Here is a 16,253-nt window from a genome sequence, read left to right as displayed (position 1 = left end):
GCGCTCGCGGCGCTCGCCGCCGATCCGGACCTGCGGGCCCGCATCGGCGCCGCCAATGCCGTGCGCGCCCGCGCGGAGTTCGACATCGCAGCGATGATCGCGCGCTACGAAGCCGTCTACACGCAAGCGATGGGGCATGGTTTCTGAGCCGTCCCCTTCATCCCCCGTTCAAATCCCCGGCGCCATCCCGGCCCGCTCAAGCGCCGCCATTGCGCGCGGGGCCGCTCGTGCCTAAAGAGCGCCGCACAGGTTAACGCCCCTCGGGGCGACACATGACACGACCACGAAGACGACGAGGACATCCGGCACCCCATGGCGCGCACCCCCAACATTCCCGCCAATCCCGGCCCGAGCCGCGAGGACGAGGTCCTGATCCGCGAGATCGACGAGGCGGTGCGCGAGGATGCGCTGATGACCTTCCTGCGCGTGCACGGGGTCAAGGTGCTGGCGGTGATCCTCGCCGGGATCGCGGCGCTGGGCGCGTGGCTGGTCTATGACCATTTCGCCGAGCAGAAGCTCGAACAGCAGTCCGAAGCGCTGATCAGCGGCCTCGATGCGGCCGCGGCCGGCGACTTCAAGACCGCCGGCGAGAAGGTTGCGCCGCTGACTGCCGAGGGCAATTCGGACGGCGCCCGCGCCGCGGCCCGCTTCATCCAGGCCGCCGCCGCGATCGAGGCGGGGGACACGGCCAAGGCGAGCGGGATCTACGATGCGATCGTCAAGGATGCCGGCACGCCCAAGGCGCTGCGCGACCTCGCGACGATCCGCCAGGTCAGCCTCGACTACGACCGGATGAAGCCCGCCGACGTGATCGCGCGCCTCTCGCCGCTCGCCGAGCCGGGCAGCCCTTGGTTCGGCAGCGCGGGCGAACTGGTCGCCATGGCGCACGTCGAGAATGGCAACCGCGCCGCGGCGGGGAAGATCTTCGCCGGCATCGCCAAGGACGAAAGCCAGCCCGAAACCCTGCGCTCGCGCGCGCGGCAGATGGCCGGGCTGATGGGCGTCGACGCGGTGGTCGACGTGAGGAAACTGCTCAAGGACGAGGGGGTCTCGACCGAAGCGGCCGCAGCCGGGGCGGGACGCCCGGCGGCGGCCGAATAGGCGAGGGATGGGAACGAAGAGAGATGAACAATAGCAAGATGATGCGCGCGGCCCTGTTGGCCGGCGTCCTGGCCGTGGGGCTGACCGGCTGCAAGGGAGGGCTGTTCGGCCGCAAGGACAAGACCACGCCGACCATCGGCAACCGGATGCCGATCCTCAGCCGCATCGAAAGCGGGGCCGAGGTCGACCCGGCGCTCGCCGCGATTTCGGTGGTGCTGCCCCCGGCGCGGCCCAACACCGAATGGGCGCAGCCCGGCGGCTCGGCGAGCAAATCCTACGGCCACCTCGCTCTGGCCGACAACCCGACACGGGTGTGGAGCGCGCGGGTCGCCGGTTCGACCAACCGGATGCGGCTCGCCTCTTCGCCGGTGATCGGCGGCGGCAAGCTCTTCGCCGAAGGGACCGACGGGGTGATCGTCGCCTTCGACAAGAACACCGGCGCCAAGCTGTGGGAGCGCGGCGACGATGACATGGCCAAGAACCAGGCCTCGTCGGCCTTCGGGGGTGGGGTCAGCTACGAGGCGGGCAAGCTCTACGCCACCAACGGGGTGGGCGACGTCAAGGCGCTCAATTCCGAGACCGGCGCGGTGCTGTGGAAGGTCAAGCCGGCAGGCCCCCTGCGCGGCGCGCCGACCATCGCCTTCGGCGAGATCTTCGTGATGACCCAGGACAACCAGCTGATCGCGCTCAAGAGCGAAGACGGCTCGCTGATGTGGGACGAGAGCGGCTCCAACACCCAGTCGGGCGTGTTCGGCGTCGCAGCGCCCGCGGCCGGGCAGGGCACGATCGTCGCCGGCTATTCGAGCGGCGAGCTCACCGCCTATCGCTACGAGAACGGCCGTTCGCTGTGGTCGGACGCGCTGGCGCGCACCAACATCTCGACCACCGTGGGCTCGATCACCGATATCGACGCCGATCCGATCATCGATTCGGGCCGCGTCTATGCGCTCGGGCAGGGCGGGCGCATGGCCGCCTACGAACTCGTCACCGGCCAGCGCATCTGGGAGTTGAACCTCGCCGGCATCTCAACCCCCGCGATCGCGGGCGAGTGGATCTTCACCCTCACCGACGACGCGCGCCTGCTCGCCATAGCCCGCTCCTCGGGCCGGGTGCGGTGGATCACACAGCTTCAGCGCTACCGCGACGAGGAAGACAAGAAGGGCCCGATCTTCTGGACCGGCCCGGTGCTCGCCGGCGGCAACCTGTGGGTGGCAAGCTCGCGCGGGGAACTGTGGAAGGTCAGCGCGGGCGAGGGCTCGGCGTCGCTCTTCGCCGACATCGGCGAGGCGGTGAGCCTTGCGCCGGTGGTCGCCGACGGGATGCTCTACGTGTTGGACGACAGCGGGACGATCACCGCCTACCGGTGAAGTCCCACAGGTCGTTTTCGCTAGAGGGGGTGCAGACCCCCTCCAGCGGACGCAAAGTTCCCGCCTGACCCCTGCCTGCCCGGCGCAGACCCGCTCTTGCCGAGCTGTTAACCCTTGTCCTGTAGGGGAGAAGGGTCATGACCGTGCCGTCTTCGCCCTCTCCTGCAGCGCGTCCCGCGCCGCCGCCCAGCGACGTGTCGGCGGGCGTCGGGCTCGCCGGATTGGCGGGCCTGATGGTGTGGATTGCCTTCTGCCGCTCCTACCCGGCAATCGCCGAGACGCTCGGCCTCGGCGGCGCGGTCTCGGCTGAAAGGGGCGTCCTGTCGGGGCCTTATGCGGCGCTCGCGGGCATGGTCTTCATCGCCGTGCCGATGGCCCTGTGGTCGCTGCTGGTCGACAAGGTGCACCTGCGCCCCTCGACCGGCCTCGACTGGAGCCTCAGGCGCCCGGTCTCCGACGTGCTGCCGGTGGCGGTCGTCAAGCTCGTCGGGTTGTGGGCGACCTGGGCGCTGCTCGCCGCCTTCTATGCGCTGGGGCGCTGGTACTGGTCGGGCAACTATCTGTTCGCGATGGAAGTTCTGAGCGGCGCGATCCTGCCGCTGGTGATGCTTTCGGTGCCCTACGTCATCTGGCTCGACCGCTTCATGGTCGAGCCCAAAGACGGTGCCTTCCATTTCGGCGCCTTCGTCGTCGGCGGGGGGGTGATCGGCCGCGAGCAATGGGACGGCGCGGCGATCGCCAAGCACTGGCGCGCCTGGGCGATCAAGGGCTTCTTCGGGGCCTTCATGATCTCGATCCTGCCGCCCGGCTTCGCCCAGGTGGTGACCGCGGACCCGGTGCAACTGCTTGGCAATCCTGTCGAATTCGTGATGCTGCTGGTGACGCTGCTGTTCCTCGTCGACGTGCAGATCGGCACCGTGGGCTATCTTGTCACCCTGCGCCCGCTCGATTCGCACATCCGGTCGGGCAACCCCTTCCTCGCCGGCTGGCTTGCCGCGCTGCTGTGCTATCCGCCCTTCGTGTGGGGGATCATCGGGCCCGACCAGCAGATCCTGAGCTACGAATTCGCCACCCCGGGCTGGGCGCACTGGCTGGACGGCATCCCTGCGATGCTATGGGCATGGGGCGGGCTTCTGGTCTTCCTCACCGGCATCTACGCCTGGGCGACGGTCGCCTTCGGGATCCGTTTTTCCAACCTCACCTATCGCGGCGTGCTGACGAACGGGCCCTACCGCTTCACCCGCCACCCCGCTTACCTCGCGAAGAACATGTTCTGGTGGGCCTCGGTCCTGCCCTTCCTGACCACCAGCGAGAACCCCCTGGACGCCGTGCGCAATTGCGTGTTCCTCCTCGCGGTCAACGCGATCTATTACTGGCGCGCCCGGACGGAGGAGGCGCATCTCATCGCCGAAGATCCGAAGTATCGCGAATACCACGCCTGGATGGAGCAGCACGGGGTCATCACCGCCCCGCTCGCGCGGCTGACGCGGCGGCTCACCGGGACGCGCGCGGCGGTGCCGGGCGAAGGCCAGGCGCACCCGGCCGAGTAGATCACATCACAGGCGATCCCACATCGTCGGTGTGGAACTTGAGCGCCTCGACCACCTTGAAATCGAGCCCCGCGATGGCCGCGCCGAAGGCTGCCATGTGGGGCGCGGCGAAGTGCGCGGCGAGGGCCGCATCGTCCCGCCATTTCTCGACGATGTGGATGAGGCCGGGCGCGGTGAGATCCTGCGCGAAGGCATAGGCGATGCAGCCTTCCTCCGCGTTCGAGGCTGCGACCATCGCGGCGATGGCGGCCATCGCGGGCTCCAGCGCGCCTTCGCCCACTTGCGCTTTCGCGAGCACGATCAGCATCTTGGCAGGCTCCCGTCAGAAGGACTGTTCGTAGACGCGGGTGATGTCCCCGTTCCATTCCTGCGCGTAGGCATCGAGCAGCCGCTGCGCCGGGACCTTGCCGCTGGCGACGATCTCGTCGAGCGTTTCGAGATAGCCGGTCTCGTTGTCGCCTGCGGCATTGAGCCTTGCGCGGGCCGCGAGGCCCCCGCGGGCGATCCGCAGCGCCTCCCGGCCGATGTCGCGCAGGGTGCCGCCGCCGGGGACGGGCGCGTCGAGGGCGAGGCGGGGCGCGGCGGAGCGCAGCGCCTCGCGCTCCTCCATCGTCCAGTGCTTCACCAGATCCCACGCAGCGTCGAGCGCGGTCTGGTCGTAGAGCAGCCCCACCCAGAAGGCGGGCAGGGCGCAGATGCGGCTCCACGGGCCTCCGTCGGCACCGCGCATCTCGAGGAAGGACTTGAGGCGAACCTCCGGGAAGGCGGTCGAGAGGTGGTCCCACCAGTCGCTCTGCCGCGGGCGCTCGCCCGGCAGGACCGAGAGCTTGCCCTCGAGGAAGTCGCGGAAGGAGAGGCCGGCGGCGTCGATGTACTTGCCGTCGCGGAAGACGAAATACATCGGCACATCGAGCATATAGCGGGCCCACCGCTCGTAGCCGAAGCCGTTCTCGAAGACGAAGGGCAGCATTCCGGTACGCGCCGGATCGGTGTCGGACCAGATGTGCGAGCGGTAGGAGAGAAAGCCGTTGGGCTTGCCTTCGGTGAAGGGCGAATTGGCGAAGAGCGCGGTGGCAAGCGGCTGTAGCGCGAGTCCGACGCGGAATTTTTTCACCATATCGGCTTCGGACGAATAGTCGAGGTTAACCTGAATGGTACAGGTGCGAAGCATCATTTCGAGACCCATGCTGCCGACCCGTGGCATATGCCGCAGCATGATCGCATAGCGCCCCTTGGGCATGATCGGCAGTTCGGCACGGGTCTTGTCGGGCCACATCCCGAGCCCGAGGTAGCCGACCCCGCAGGCCTCGCCGATCTCCTTGACCTGCGCCAGGTGGCGCCCGGTCTCGGCGCAGGTCTGGTGAAGGTTCTCGAGTGGCGCGCCCGACAGTTCGAGCTGCCCGGCCGGCTCGAGGCTGATCGCCCCGTCCGCGCCCTTGAGCGCGATGACGTTGCCGCCCTCGACCACCGGGGTCCAGCCGAATTTCTCCAGCCCTTTCAGAAGGTCGCGGATGCCGCAAGGCTCGTCGTAGGACGGCGCGCGATGGTCGGTCCGCTTGAAGACGAGCTTCTCGTGCTCGGTGCCGATCCGCCAGTCCGCAGCCGGCTTTTCCCCGCCGATCATCGGGGCGACCAGCTGGTCGAAGCTTTCGATCACCGGATCGTCGGCGGTGGATGTCTCGCGTGTGCTCATTGCCGAAAGGGCCCCTCTCTGGCCGGTTGCCTTAGAAAACCGGTTTGCCGGTGGGAAGGCAAATTCGCGTTTGCCCGGATCAAGCCGATCTGTCTTGCCGCTTCCTGACCTCGGACCGCTTACCAGTCGCCTGCGCGCGCCATCCACACCGCGAGCGCGGCAAGCGATGCGGTCTCGCCCCTGAGAATGCGCGGACCGAGACTGACGGCGCGCGCGGCGGGGTGGGCGCGGATGCTGGCGCGTTCGGCCTCGTCGAAGCCGCCTTCCGGGCCGGTGAGGATCGCGGCAGGGCCGGCGTGGGCGGCGAAGGCCTGCGCGGCCGGCTCGCCCCCGTTCTCATCGGCGAAGAACAGCGCGCGGCCTTCGGGCCAGGCCGCGAGAAGCGCGTCGAGCTTCACCGGCGCGCAAAGCTCGGGCAGGGCGGTGCGGGCGCATTGCTCGGCCGCCTCCACCGTGATCGCCCGGGCGCGTTCGAGGTTCAGCTTGTCTGCCACGCAGCGCCGGGTCAGCATCGGCTGGATTCGCGCCGCGCCCAGCTCGGTCGCCTTCTCGAGCACCAGGTCGAAGCGGTCCTTCTTGAGCAGGCCTGCGCATAGCCACAGGTCGGGCACCGCCTCGCGCTCGCGCAAGAGCTCGGCGACCGCGAGAGTCACGTCGCGCTTGCCCACGTCAGAAACGCGCGCCGCCCATTCGCCGGTCACGTCGTCGCACAGGATCACGGTATCGCCCGCGTCGACGCGCATGACGCGGGCGAGGTAATGCGCGGGATTGCCCTCGATCCGCACGCTCAGACCCGCCGCCAGCGTCTCGGCGACGAACAGGCGCGGGGCGCTCTTGGGGGGCCAGGCGGGGGTCGCGGGCATCTCGTGCGCTCTAGCTGCCAAACCCTTCGTCGTCATCCCCGCGCGAAACGGACAGCGCCGCAGGAATGCCCGTGCACGCGCGACAAGGGATGATATCCTGCGGCCCGCGGGGGCGAGTCGGCACCCGCCCTATCCGGGGGACAACATGATAACGAAGAAGGTTCTTGCGGCACTTGCCGGCGTGGCGGTCATGGGTGCGGGCGTGGCTGCTGCGCCGGCGGCGGCGCAGGTCGTCTCGCAAATCACTTTTGCCAAGGGCAACGACAATGCCTCGGTGAAAGGCACCATCAAGGGCAAGGCCTACCGCGACTACAAGCTGCGCGTCGGCGCCGGACAGAACCTCGGCGTGAGCCTGACCGGCGGCAGCTCGGTGAACTTCAACATCCTGCCGCCGGGCAGCTCCGGGGAGGCTGTGTTTAACAGCTCGGTCTCGGGCACCACCGCCACCGGCATCAGGACGGTGCAGGGCGAATACACCATCAGGGTCTACCTGATGGGCGCGGCCGAAACCTCGGGCAAGGCCTACCCTTTCCAGCTCAGCGTCTCGGTAGTGAACTTCTGATCCGTCTCGGCTAAGGGCGATCGGGTGACCCATCCGATCGTCCCTGATACCGAGCACCGCAGCCTTCTCGCCCGGCTCCCGCAGCTCCCGCGCGACCTTGCGCTGCTGGCGCGTTTCGACCGGCCGATCGGCTGGTGGCTGCTGTTCTGGCCCTGCGTCTTCGCGGTGTGGCTGGCAGGCGCGGGGCCGCAACCGGTGCTGCTCGGCTGGCTGCTGCTCGGCAGCATCGCCATGCGCGGGGCGGGGTGCGTCTACAACGACATCGTCGATGCCGATCTCGACCGGCAGGTGACCCGCACCGCGCTGCGCCCGGTGGCGAGCGGACGGGTGTCGAAGACGCTCGCCTGGGCCTGGCTGGTGGCGCTGTGCCTCGTCGGGCTGGTGGTGCTGCTGCAATTGAGGTTCGAGGCGCAAGCCGTCGCGCTCGGCAGCCTCGCCCTCGTCGCCGCCTATCCCTTCATGAAGCGCATCACGTGGTGGCCGCAGGCGTGGCTCGGGATGGTGTTCACCTGGGGCCTGCTGGTCGGCTGGACCGAGCTTCGCTGGGACAACTGGGATGCGCTCGCGGCGGTCTATGCCGGGTGCATCTGCTGGGTGATCGGCTACGACACGATCTATGCCTTGCAGGACCGCGAGGACGACGCGATGGTCGGTATCCGCTCCTCGGCGCTGGCGATGGGATCGCGGGTGACGGCGGGGATCGCCGCCTTCTATGCGGGCGCGGTGGGGCTGTGGGGGCTGGGCTTCTGGCTCTATCGCGGCGACCCGCTGGCGCTGCTCGCGCTGCTGCCGGTGGCAGGGCACCTCGCCTGGCAGGTGGCGACGCTGGACCCGGCCGATCCGGACAATCCGCTCGCCCGGTTCCGCGCCAACCGCTGGGCGGGCGCGCTGATGGCGGCGGCGTGCTTCGTGGTCGGGAACGCCTGAGGTGTGCAACCTCTACCGCATGACCAAGAACGCCAATGAGGTCGCGCGATGGTTCGAGGCCGTGGAGACTGCGGCGGGCGCGAACTTCGGGGCCGAGGTCTATCCGGGCTATCCCGGGCTGGTGGTGGCCGAAGGCGAAGTCCGGGCGATGACCTGGGGCTTTCCCCTCGTGCTCACGGGGGCAAAGGGGCAGAAGCTGAAGCCCCGGCCCGTCAACAACGCGCGCGCGGACAAGCTTTCGGGGAGCTTCTGGCGCCACGCCTTCGAACATCGCCGCTGCCTCATTCCGCTCACCGCCTGGGCCGAGGCCGAGGGGCCCAAGGGCCGCATGACCCGCACCTGGCTGTCGCTCCCCGGCGCGGAGCTCTTCGCGGTTGCGGGCCTGTGGCGCCCGACGGCGGAGTGGGGCGCGGCCTATGCGATGGTGATGACCGACAGCGCCGGCTGCCACGCCGCCGAGGTCCACGAGCGGATGCCGGTGGTGCTGGCGCCGGAGGATCAGGCGCGCTGGCTGGCGGGCTCGCCGGAGGAGGCCTTCGCGCTCATCGGCCCCTGGCCCGGCCCGCTCGCCATCGACCGCACGAGCGAGCCCTGGGCGAAGGGGAGCGCGGTGCAGCAGAGCCTGCTCTAGGGAAAACCCTTCGCCTCGAGCGAAGTCGCGAGGCCTTGCGGGTGTGTCTCGACTTCGCTCGACGCGAACGGGTGAACGGTCGCTAGAGATAGCTTGCCACCTCGAACTCGATCCCGTCCCAGTCGAAGAAGTAGAAGCGGCGCCCGGGTTCGTAGTCGGCGTGGTTGAAGGGGACGAGGCCCGCTTCGGCGACCACCGCCTCGGCCGCGTCGAGGTCGTCCACCACCACACCGACGTGGTTCAGCGGCTGCCCCTTGGCGAAGCGGCCCTCCACCGCGCCTTCGCGGGTGTAGACCGCGAGGTAGTCCGCCTCGCTCCCGACATGGATCGTCCACCCGCCGAGCTGCGAAGGGCCGCGCCAGCGCTCGTGCCAGCCGCACAGCTTTTGGAGCAGGGCGGCGGAGCGTTCGGGGTCGCTCACGGTGATGTTGACGTGTTCGAGGCGGCCGGTGGGCATGGGCGAGGGTCCTTCTGCAAGTTGATGAAGCACTCCCGAAGCCGAGGGAGAATCAATGAACTTGCCCAAGGTGCAACCTCAACCTAACTTGAGGTCAAGCTTTAACGGAACACGCCCATGCGAACCCCGCGCCTCAAGCCCTCCGACCTCATCCCCATCGGCGAGATCGCCCGCCGCACCGGGCTCAGCGTCTCCGCGATCCGCTTCTACGAGGACAGGCGCCTGATCGAGCCGGTGCGTACCGGCGGCAACCAGCGGCGCTTCCTGCGGTCCGACATCCGGCGCCTCTCGTTCATCCTCATCGCCCAGCGGCTCGGCCTCTCCCTCGGGGAGATCGAGGGGGAGCTCGCGAAGCTCCCGCAGGGGCGAACCCCGACGGCAAAGGACTGGGAGGCGATCAGCGCCGCCATCCGCGCGCGGCTGGATGCGCAGATCGCCGATCTCACCCGCACCCGCGACCGCCTCGACGGCTGCATCGGCTGCGGCTGCCTGAGCCTCAAGCATTGCGCGATCTGGAACCCGCAGGACCAGCTCGCCGAGGAAGGCCCCGGCCCGCGGAAGCTGCTGGCCTAGTCCTGCGGCCCCAATGCCGGGTCGAGATCGCGGGGGCGGGCGAAGTGCACCAGCTCGGCGCAGTAGCGTTTCAGCTCGCTCCAGTGGGCGATGTCGCATTCCAGCACGGCAAAGGCGGCCGTCGGGAATTTGACGACGGCCTCCTTGAACAGGGCATTCTCCTTGCCCGGCGCGACCAGTTCGAGCAGCACGTCCTGCAACCCCGGATTGTGCCCGGAGATGAGGATCGTCTTGGCCTCATCCTCTCCCGATCCGGCATGGGCCTCGATCGTCTCGACGATGGTGTCGAAGCTCGCGAGGTAGAGCCGCTGGTCCCAGATCGGCGCGACGTCGGGCAGCGCGCCCTCCATCGTCAGCTTCACGCGCACCGCGGGCGAGGCGATCACCCGGTCCCACGCAATGCCGTGCGCGCGGATGTGCCGACCGATCAGCTCCGCCCCGCGGCGCCCGCGCGCGTTCAGCCCGCGATCGAAATCGCGCTGGCTCGTGTCGTCCCAATCGGACTTCGCGTGACGCAGGAGGCCGAGAATCTTCATGGCTAAAGGGCGTCTCCCGCAGGCACCGTCGTTGCGGCTCCAACACCAGCCGACACGCGTTGTAAAGCCTCATCGAGCGTCACCCGCAGCACGGGCGTGCCTTTCGGAAAGGCGGACAGCAATCGCGAGGGGAAGGCGGGGGAGAGGACGATGAAATGGCCCGCATCCTCCTTGGAACGGATCAGCCGCCCGAAGGCCTGGGCGAGGCGGGCGCGGATGATCCGGTCGTCATAGGCCGAGCCCCCGCCCGCGAGCCTGCGCGCCTTGTGGAGGATGTCGGGGCGCGGCCAGGGGACCTGTTCCATCACCACGCATCTGAGCGAATGGCCGGGGACGTCGACCCCGTCGCGCAGCGCGTCCGTGCCGATAAGGCTCGCGCGCGGATCGTCGCGGAAGATGTCGACGAGGGTGCCGGTGTCGATCGGGTCGACGTGCTGGGCATAGACCGGCAGGCCCGCCCGGGCGAGCCGGTCGGCGATGCGGCCGTGGACCGCACGCAGGCGGCGGATCGCGGTGAACAGGCCGAGCACGCCGCCCCCGCTTGCCTCGATGATCCGCGCATAGGCGCCGGCGAGCGCGGGGAGATCGCCCTTGGCGATGTCGGTGACGATCAGCACCTCGGCACGGCTCGCGTAGTCGAAGGGGCTTTCGGCGGCGGAGAGCAGCGGGGCGACCTCGACATGGGCGGCGCCCGAGCGCGCGATGGCCGAAGCCCACCTGTCGTCGTCCTCGGTGCGGTCGGTCAGGGTCGCGCTGGTCAGCATCACGCCGTGGGCGGGTTCGAGCACCACGCGGGCGAAGGGCTTCATCGGGTCGAGCCAGCGGCGGTGGATCGCGACGTCGAACTCGCGCGCGTCGGAGCGGTCGACCGCCAGCCAGTCGACGAACTCCGGGTCCGCCGGGCCGCCCAACCGGTCGAGCAGCGCCTCCCAGGCGGTGATCAGCTCGATCCGCCAGCCGAGCGCGAAGCGTGCCCCCTCGATCCGCGCCCTCCCTTGCGCGTCGAGCCAGTCGGGCGGCTCGGCGAGGATCGCCTCGAGCCGGCCGCCCAGCCGGATCAGCGGCACGCGGATCGCGGCGAGCGCTTCGGCCGCACGCCCCGCCGCCTCGATCACCTCGCCCGGCAGGCCCGCGGCCTCGGTCTCGATCCCGTAGCCCGCCTCCTGCCCGCCGCTCTCGTCGCGGGCATAGGTCGCGGTGCGGACTGCGGCGAGCAGCGCCTCGATGGGACCGAAGGGGCTGTTCTCGGCAAGCCGTTGAAGCCAGCCGTCGGAGGGGAGCAGCTGCCCCGCCTTGCACGCCGCGACGATTGCCTCGCCGCCTGCCTCGTCATAGCTCGCAAGGTCGGCGAGCCGCGCGGCGAGGCCCCGGCGGCGCCCGCGCGATTCCTTCTCCGGCCCCATGATCCAGCGCCTGAGTTCGATCGCCTCCTGCCCGGAGAGGGTGGCGGCGAAGGTGCTGTCGGCGGCGTCGAAGAGGTGGTGGCCCTCGTCGAAGATCAGGCGGGTGGGGCGCTGATTCGGGTCGCGGGCACGGGCGGCGTTGACCATGACGAGCGCATGGTTGGCGATGACGAGATCGGCCTGCGCGGAGTCGCGCGCGGCGCGCTCGATGAAGCATTTGCGGTAATGCGGGCACCCGGCATAGATGCACTCGCCGCGTTGGTCGGTCAGCGCCGCGATCCCGCGCTTCCGGAACAGCGTCCCGAGCCAGCCCGGCAGGTCGCCCCCGATCATGTCCCCATCGCGGGTATAGGCCCCCCACCGCGCCACCAGATGCGCGAGGATCGCCGGGCGGCCTGCAAAGCCGCCTTGCAGCGCGTCCTCGAGGTTGAGGAGGCACAGGTAGTTCTCGCGGCCCTTCCTCACCACCACCGGCGGCGTGCCGTCGGCGCGCTTCGCCGGCCAGGCGCGGCGGCTTTCGGCGCGCAGTTGGCGTTGCAGGTTCTTGGTGAAGGTCGACACCCACACCGTGCCGCCGCTCTCTCCCGCCCACAGCGAGGCCGGGGCGAGGTAGCCCAGCGTCTTGCCGATCCCCGTCCCTGCCTGCGCCAGCGCGAGGTGCGGGCGACCAGGGGCGGAACGGGGCGCGAAGATGCGCGCGGCATCCTCGGCATAGGCGCGCTGCCCCTCGCGCTGTTCCGCGCCCTCGCCGGTGAGGCGGGCGAGCTGCGCGCGGACCGCTTGCGGATCGAGCGTCACCTGCCGGGGGGCGGGGCGCTCACCGCTCTCCTCCCATTCGGGGAGGCGCGCGAACAGCCAGCGTTCGGCGGTTGTCGGTTTGGCGATGTGCGGCCTGAGCACCTGCGCCCATGGCCAGCGCAGGCGCTCCAGCGATTGCACCGCGCTCCACGCGCCTTCGCGCTCGAACCATTCGGGATCGCGGCAGGCGGCCAGCAAGGCGCCCGCCGCCTGCTGGAGCAGCGCGGGCACGGCGGCATCGTTCTCCGGCACCGGCAGGCCCAGCGCCTCGGCGAGGCCGCGCGGCGTGGGCACGCAGAAGCGCGCGGGATGGACGAAGGCGAAGGCCTCGAGCAGGTCCAGTCCCGACAGGTCCGGGTAGCCGAGGCGGCTCGCCACCAGCGGGGCGTTGAGGAGCAGCACCGGCGTATCGGCGGCTGCCATGATCGCATCGCCCTTGGACACCGCCTGCGTCGCCCCTTGCGCCGCCCGCAGCCAATGGCCGCCGTGGCTCGCATGGAGGGCAGGCAGGGCAAGGGGATCGGGGAGGGCCGGGGGAGGGGTCACGCGTCCGAGGATGGGGCGCGGTGAACCCAAAGTAAACGATTGTGCGGCAAATATCCTCGAGGACCACGGGATTGCGCGCGAGGGGAGCAGACGATGAGTTTCGGCAGGAAGGGCCTCGCGCCCGGCGCGGTCGGCGCCGCAGTTCCGGCGGCGCGCCCGGCAGGGGCGCGTTCGTTCCAGCCCGCCGGGCACGCCGCACCGGCACGCCGGGCCGCGCCAGCCGCGCCGGTCGATGACGATCCCTACCGCGCCCAGCGCGAGGCCTTCCTCGCCGCCGAGCGCGCGCGCCGGCTGGAGGCGGGCGAGGCCGGGGGCGAGGACGCATACGACGATGTCCGCCCGGCAGCGCGCAGGGCGCGCGAGTCCGCAGAGCCGATCCCCTATCCGCGCCGCGCCGCCACGCGCCATTCACGGATGTTCGGCGATCCGGCGCAGCGTTCGCTGCTGCTCGCCTATGTGTTCTGGAACTTTGGCGCGGCAGTCGGGATGCACCGCTTCTATTGCGGCGCGAGCGAGAGCGCGTGGTATCAGATGGCGCTGTTCTACGGCGGTCTGGTGGTGGCGCTGATCTGGGCGCCGCTCGGGATCGCGATGATGGCGGGCTGGTTCCTGTGGATCCTTGCCGACCTGTTCCTGATCCCCGGCATGATGCGGCGCCTGAAGGCCGCGCACCGGATGGACGAGGCCGAGGTCTTCGCCTGACGGCGGCAGCGGGGCGGGTCGTCACAGGCTTGCCGCTCGGGTGAGGCCAGCGGGCGCCAGACCCCCTCGACACCCCTGCCAAACCCGCCGCAGACCCCCGCCAGCCTCGCCTTGACCCCTGTTCGCGGGGCCTTAGCGGCGGTGTTTCACGTGAAACATCCCTTCGGGCGGCCTTGCCCCGGCCGATCCCGCTTGCAAGGCGGCCTGCCTTGCGCAATGGCCCCCTCGCCATGACGATCACGACGCAAGACCTCATCGCCGCCGCGCAGAATTCCAAGGCCTGGCCCTTCCAGGAAGCCCAGCGCCTCGCCAGGCGCCTGCCCGAAGGCAAGCCCGGCGGGGTGCTGTTCGAGACCGGCTACGGCCCCTCGGGCCTCCCACATATCGGGACTTTTCAGGAGGTTCTGCGCACAAGCCTGGTGCGGCGCGCCTACGAGACGCTGACCGGCGGCGCGGCGACCCGGCTGGTCGCCTTCTCGGACGATCTCGACGGCCTTCGCAAGGTGCCCGACAACGTGCCGAACCAGGCGATGCTCGCCGAGCACCTGGGAAAGCCTCTCTCGCGCATCCCCGATCCCTTTGAGAAGTTTGAGAGTTTCGCCGCGCACAACAACGCGATGCTGCGCGACTTCCTCGACCGCTTCGGCTTCGAGTACGAATTCGTCAGCTCCTCGGATTGCTACAATTCCGGCCGCTTCGACGAGGCACTGAAGGGCGTGCTGGCGAACTTCCAGGCGATCCTCGACATCATGCTGCCCACGCTGGGCGAGGAGCGACGCAAGACCTACTCGCCCGTCATGCCGATCAGCCCCACCACCGGCGCGGTTCTTCAGGTTCCGGTCGAAGTGGTTGATGCTGCTGCGGGAATCATCCGCTTCACCGATGCGGACGGCAGCATCGTCGAACAGTCGGCGCTGGGCGGGATGGCGAAGTGCCAGTGGAAGGTCGACTGGGCGATGCGCTGGGTGGCGCTCGGCGTCGATTACGAGATGTACGGCAAGGACTTGACCGATTCCGGCATCCAGTCGGGCAAGATCGCCCGCGTGCTCGGCGGGAACAAGCCGGAAGGGCTGATCTACGAGCTGTTCCTTGACGCGCGAGGAGAAAAGATCAGCAAGTCCAAGGGGAACGGCCTCTCCATCGAGCAATGGCTGCAATATGGCAGCGAGGAGAGCCTCGGCTTCTACATCTTCGCCAACCCCAAGAGCGCCAAGCAATTGCACGCCGGCGTCATCCCCAAGGCGGTCGACGACTACTGGCAGTTCCGCGCTGCGATCCCCTCGCAGGACGCCGAAAAGCGGCTTGGCAATGCGGTGTGGCATCTGCTGCGCGCCAACGCCCGCCACGCGGACGCCGACGCGCCGGGGCAGGGCGAGGCGCTGCCCGTGCCCTTCAGCCTGCTGCTCAACCTTGTAGGGGTGCTGGGCGCAGGCGCGACGCGCGAGGCGGTGTGGTCCTACCTCGGCAATTATGTCGAGAACGCCGATCCCGCCGCGCACCCGGCGCTCGATGCGCTGGTAGACAAGGCGCTTGCCTACAACCGCGATTTTCTGGCTCCGACGCTCGCAAAGCGGGCTCCGGCTGGCGGGGAAGTCGCGGCCTTGCGAGCGCTCGATGCCGCGCTCGCCGATGCCGATCCTGCAACCAGCGCCGAGGACCTCCAGACCATCGTCTACGAGATCGGCAAGCAGGCGGAATTCGGCTTTCCTACCCTGCGCGACTGGTTCAAGGCGCTCTACGAGACCCTGCTCGGCAGCGAACAGGGCCCGCGCATGGGAAGTTTCATCGCGCTCTACGGCATCGCGCCGACCCGCGCGCTGATTGCCGAGGCACTGGCGAAGGCGTAACCCGGCAGCACGCAGGATCTCCTATGGTCAGCACCACTTGCGGGTGCGGTACCACTTGGTGATGATGTACTTGGTGCCGCGCTCCACCGGCAGACCGGTATGAAGCGTGCCTTCGTTGGGCTGCCCGTCGGGAAGCGCGTTGTTCCACAGCAGGAGCACGCCGGGCGTGGGCGCGATCGACAGGCCGGCGCGCACGAAGAAGGTGGCGCCCCCCGCCTCGACCGCGTTGAGATAGGCCATCGCCGTCCAGCTCCTCTGCCCGCCGCGCGCGGCCTCCTGCGGCCAGTAGCTCTCGGTGGTGTAGAACCAGTCGTTGTGCGGCTTGAACTCCTGCCCCTCGCGGTAGCGCTGGCCCTGGATGTGCTCGCCGGTCTCTGCCGGCACGCCCAGCACGTCGTCGATCCGCGCCGAGATCGCCGCGACCAGCGGGTCGGCCGGATCGAGATCGCCCGAATAGGAGGTGCGAAAGCCGCTGGCGTAGTCGACCTTGTGCAGCGCCGAGGGCTTGGCGACGGCATCGATCATCCCGCACAGTGCGGCGCATTCCTGTTCCGAAAGAAAGCCGCCGATCGCGTAGAGCTCCATGCCCTCGAGATTGGCGTGGTAGACCGCCGGGTTGGCGGCCAGGCGCTTGCGCACCGCCTCGCCGAGCCGGGCGAGGGCACTTTGATCGGGAACAAGGTCAGACATCGTCATC

16 protein-coding genes are annotated in these 16,253 nt (G+C 69.4%); 9 read left to right on the top strand and 7 right to left on the bottom strand.

All coding sequences use genetic code 11. The annotated features are described in order from the left end of the window. Window positions 1–312: 312 nt before the first annotated feature. The 3 genes from OPU67_RS14670 to OPU67_RS14660 all read left to right on the top strand — a co-directional run bounded on the left by OPU67_RS14670 (window position 313) and on the right by OPU67_RS14660 (window position 4,018). Complete coding sequence (locus OPU67_RS14670) at window positions 313–1,101, top strand: tetratricopeptide repeat protein (protein ID WP_267620929.1); 789 nt, start codon at window positions 313–315, stop codon at window positions 1,099–1,101. A 23-nt stretch (window positions 1,102–1,124) separates the two neighbouring features. Then, window positions 1,125–2,468: a PQQ-like beta-propeller repeat protein gene (locus tag OPU67_RS14665; protein ID WP_267620927.1), complete on the top strand. Its 1,344-nt coding sequence runs from the start codon at window positions 1,125–1,127 to the stop codon at window positions 2,466–2,468. Between the two features lie 137 nt (window positions 2,469–2,605). Continuing rightward, window positions 2,606–4,018 carry a methyltransferase family protein gene (locus tag OPU67_RS14660; RefSeq protein WP_267620925.1) on the top strand — a complete coding sequence of 471 codons (1,413 nt, stop codon included), beginning with the start codon at window positions 2,606–2,608 and terminating at the stop codon, window positions 4,016–4,018. Between the two features lies 1 nt (window position 4,019). On the opposite strand, the gene OPU67_RS14655 is transcribed toward OPU67_RS14660, so the two are convergent. The 3 genes from OPU67_RS14655 to OPU67_RS14645 form a co-directional block, all read right to left on the bottom strand. Continuing rightward, complete coding sequence (locus OPU67_RS14655) at window positions 4,020–4,325, bottom strand: putative quinol monooxygenase (RefSeq protein WP_267620923.1); 306 nt, start codon at window positions 4,323–4,325, stop codon at window positions 4,020–4,022. A gap of 15 nt (window positions 4,326–4,340) precedes the next feature. Continuing rightward, window positions 4,341–5,711, bottom strand: a complete 1,371-nt coding sequence (locus tag OPU67_RS14650; RefSeq protein WP_267620921.1) for a glutamate--cysteine ligase — start codon at window positions 5,709–5,711, stop codon at window positions 4,341–4,343. A gap of 119 nt (window positions 5,712–5,830) precedes the next feature. Further along, entirely contained in the window at window positions 5,831–6,574 is a 744-nt protein-coding gene (locus OPU67_RS14645) for a 16S rRNA (uracil(1498)-N(3))-methyltransferase (RefSeq protein ID WP_267620919.1), read from the bottom strand. A 145-nt stretch (window positions 6,575–6,719) separates the two neighbouring features. On the opposite strand from OPU67_RS14645, the gene OPU67_RS14640 reads away from it, so the two are divergent. From OPU67_RS14640 to OPU67_RS14630, 3 genes are read left to right on the top strand one after another with little or no spacing between them, the layout of a single operon-like run. Further along, a complete protein-coding gene (locus tag OPU67_RS14640; protein WP_267620917.1) occupies window positions 6,720–7,136 on the top strand; it encodes a hypothetical protein in 417 nt (138 codons plus the stop codon). Between the two features lie 24 nt (window positions 7,137–7,160). Next, window positions 7,161–8,063 carry a 4-hydroxybenzoate octaprenyltransferase gene (ubiA, locus tag OPU67_RS14635; RefSeq protein WP_267620915.1) on the top strand — a complete coding sequence of 301 codons (903 nt, stop codon included), beginning with the start codon at window positions 7,161–7,163 and terminating at the stop codon, window positions 8,061–8,063. Window position 8,064: 1 nt separating this feature from the next. After that, the gene (locus OPU67_RS14630) at window positions 8,065–8,694 is read left to right on the top strand and encodes an SOS response-associated peptidase (protein ID WP_267620913.1); all 630 of its coding nucleotides are present in this window, start codon (window positions 8,065–8,067) and stop codon (window positions 8,692–8,694) included. An 82-nt stretch (window positions 8,695–8,776) separates the two neighbouring features. Here the strand turns inward: OPU67_RS14630 and OPU67_RS14625 are convergent, their stop codons facing one another. Then, complete coding sequence (locus tag OPU67_RS14625; RefSeq protein WP_267620911.1) at window positions 8,777–9,151, bottom strand: VOC family protein; 375 nt, start codon at window positions 9,149–9,151, stop codon at window positions 8,777–8,779. Between the two features lie 117 nt (window positions 9,152–9,268). Between OPU67_RS14625 and soxR the strand changes: the two genes are divergently transcribed. Next, window positions 9,269–9,724, top strand: a complete 456-nt coding sequence (gene soxR, locus OPU67_RS14620) for a redox-sensitive transcriptional activator SoxR (protein WP_267620909.1) — start codon at window positions 9,269–9,271, stop codon at window positions 9,722–9,724. Here the strand turns inward: soxR and OPU67_RS14615 are convergent. Both OPU67_RS14615 and OPU67_RS14610 read right to left on the bottom strand, forming a co-directional pair. Further along, entirely contained in the window at window positions 9,721–10,260 is a 540-nt protein-coding gene (locus OPU67_RS14615; RefSeq protein ID WP_267620907.1) for a SixA phosphatase family protein, read from the bottom strand. The genes soxR and OPU67_RS14615 overlap by 4 nt on opposite strands. 2 nt (window positions 10,261–10,262) lie before the next feature. Beyond that, window positions 10,263–13,007, bottom strand: a complete 2,745-nt coding sequence (locus tag OPU67_RS14610) for an ATP-dependent DNA helicase (RefSeq protein WP_420709027.1) — start codon at window positions 13,005–13,007, stop codon at window positions 10,263–10,265. Between the two features lie 93 nt (window positions 13,008–13,100). Between OPU67_RS14610 and OPU67_RS14605 the strand changes: the two genes are divergently transcribed. Then, on the top strand, window positions 13,101–13,709 hold the full coding sequence (locus OPU67_RS14605; protein WP_267620905.1) for a TM2 domain-containing protein: 609 nt from the start codon (window positions 13,101–13,103) through the stop codon (window positions 13,707–13,709). A gap of 230 nt (window positions 13,710–13,939) precedes the next feature. Then, entirely contained in the window at window positions 13,940–15,556 is a 1,617-nt protein-coding gene (locus OPU67_RS14600) for a lysine--tRNA ligase (protein ID WP_267620903.1), read from the top strand. 27 nt (window positions 15,557–15,583) lie between these two features. Here the strand turns inward: OPU67_RS14600 and OPU67_RS14595 are convergent, their stop codons facing one another. Continuing rightward, the gene (locus OPU67_RS14595; protein ID WP_267620901.1) at window positions 15,584–16,252 is read right to left on the bottom strand and encodes a prolyl hydroxylase family protein; all 669 of its coding nucleotides are present in this window, start codon (window positions 16,250–16,252) and stop codon (window positions 15,584–15,586) included. Between the last annotated feature and the right edge of the window lies 1 nt (window position 16,253).

The organism is Erythrobacter sp. WG (assembly GCF_026586795.1).
GTDB lineage: Bacteria > Pseudomonadota > Alphaproteobacteria > Sphingomonadales > Sphingomonadaceae > Erythrobacter.
The sequence above is the reverse complement of the archived record's forward strand: the minus strand, read 5'-3'. Positions and strand labels throughout refer to the sequence as shown.

Bases quoted from the DNA above. Each gene is read 5' to 3' on its own strand.
- OPU67_RS14670 (WP_267620929.1), top strand. From the start codon at position 313: ATGGCGCGCACCCCCAACATTCCCGCCAATCCCGGCCCGAGCCGCGAG.
- OPU67_RS14665 (WP_267620927.1), top strand. From the start codon at position 1,125: ATGAACAATAGCAAGATGATGCGCGCGGCCCTGTTGGCCGGCGTCCTG.
- OPU67_RS14660 (WP_267620925.1), top strand. From the start codon at position 2,606: ATGACCGTGCCGTCTTCGCCCTCTCCTGCAGCGCGTCCCGCGCCGCCG.
- OPU67_RS14655 (WP_267620923.1), bottom strand. From the start codon at position 4,325: ATGCTGATCGTGCTCGCGAAAGCGCAAGTGGGCGAAGGCGCGCTGGAG.
- OPU67_RS14650 (WP_267620921.1), bottom strand. From the start codon at position 5,711: ATGAGCACACGCGAGACATCCACCGCCGACGATCCGGTGATCGAAAGC.
- OPU67_RS14645 (WP_267620919.1), bottom strand. From the start codon at position 6,574: ATGCCCGCGACCCCCGCCTGGCCCCCCAAGAGCGCCCCGCGCCTGTTC.
- OPU67_RS14640 (WP_267620917.1), top strand. From the start codon at position 6,720: ATGATAACGAAGAAGGTTCTTGCGGCACTTGCCGGCGTGGCGGTCATG.
- OPU67_RS14625 (WP_267620911.1), bottom strand. From the start codon at position 9,151: ATGCCCACCGGCCGCCTCGAACACGTCAACATCACCGTGAGCGACCCC.
- soxR (WP_267620909.1), top strand. From the start codon at position 9,269: ATGCGAACCCCGCGCCTCAAGCCCTCCGACCTCATCCCCATCGGCGAG.
- OPU67_RS14615 (WP_267620907.1), bottom strand. From the start codon at position 10,260: ATGAAGATTCTCGGCCTCCTGCGTCACGCGAAGTCCGATTGGGACGAC.
- OPU67_RS14605 (WP_267620905.1), top strand. From the start codon at position 13,101: ATGAGTTTCGGCAGGAAGGGCCTCGCGCCCGGCGCGGTCGGCGCCGCA.
- OPU67_RS14600 (WP_267620903.1), top strand. From the start codon at position 13,940: ATGACGATCACGACGCAAGACCTCATCGCCGCCGCGCAGAATTCCAAG.
- OPU67_RS14595 (WP_267620901.1), bottom strand. From the start codon at position 16,252: ATGACGATGTCTGACCTTGTTCCCGATCAAAGTGCCCTCGCCCGGCTC.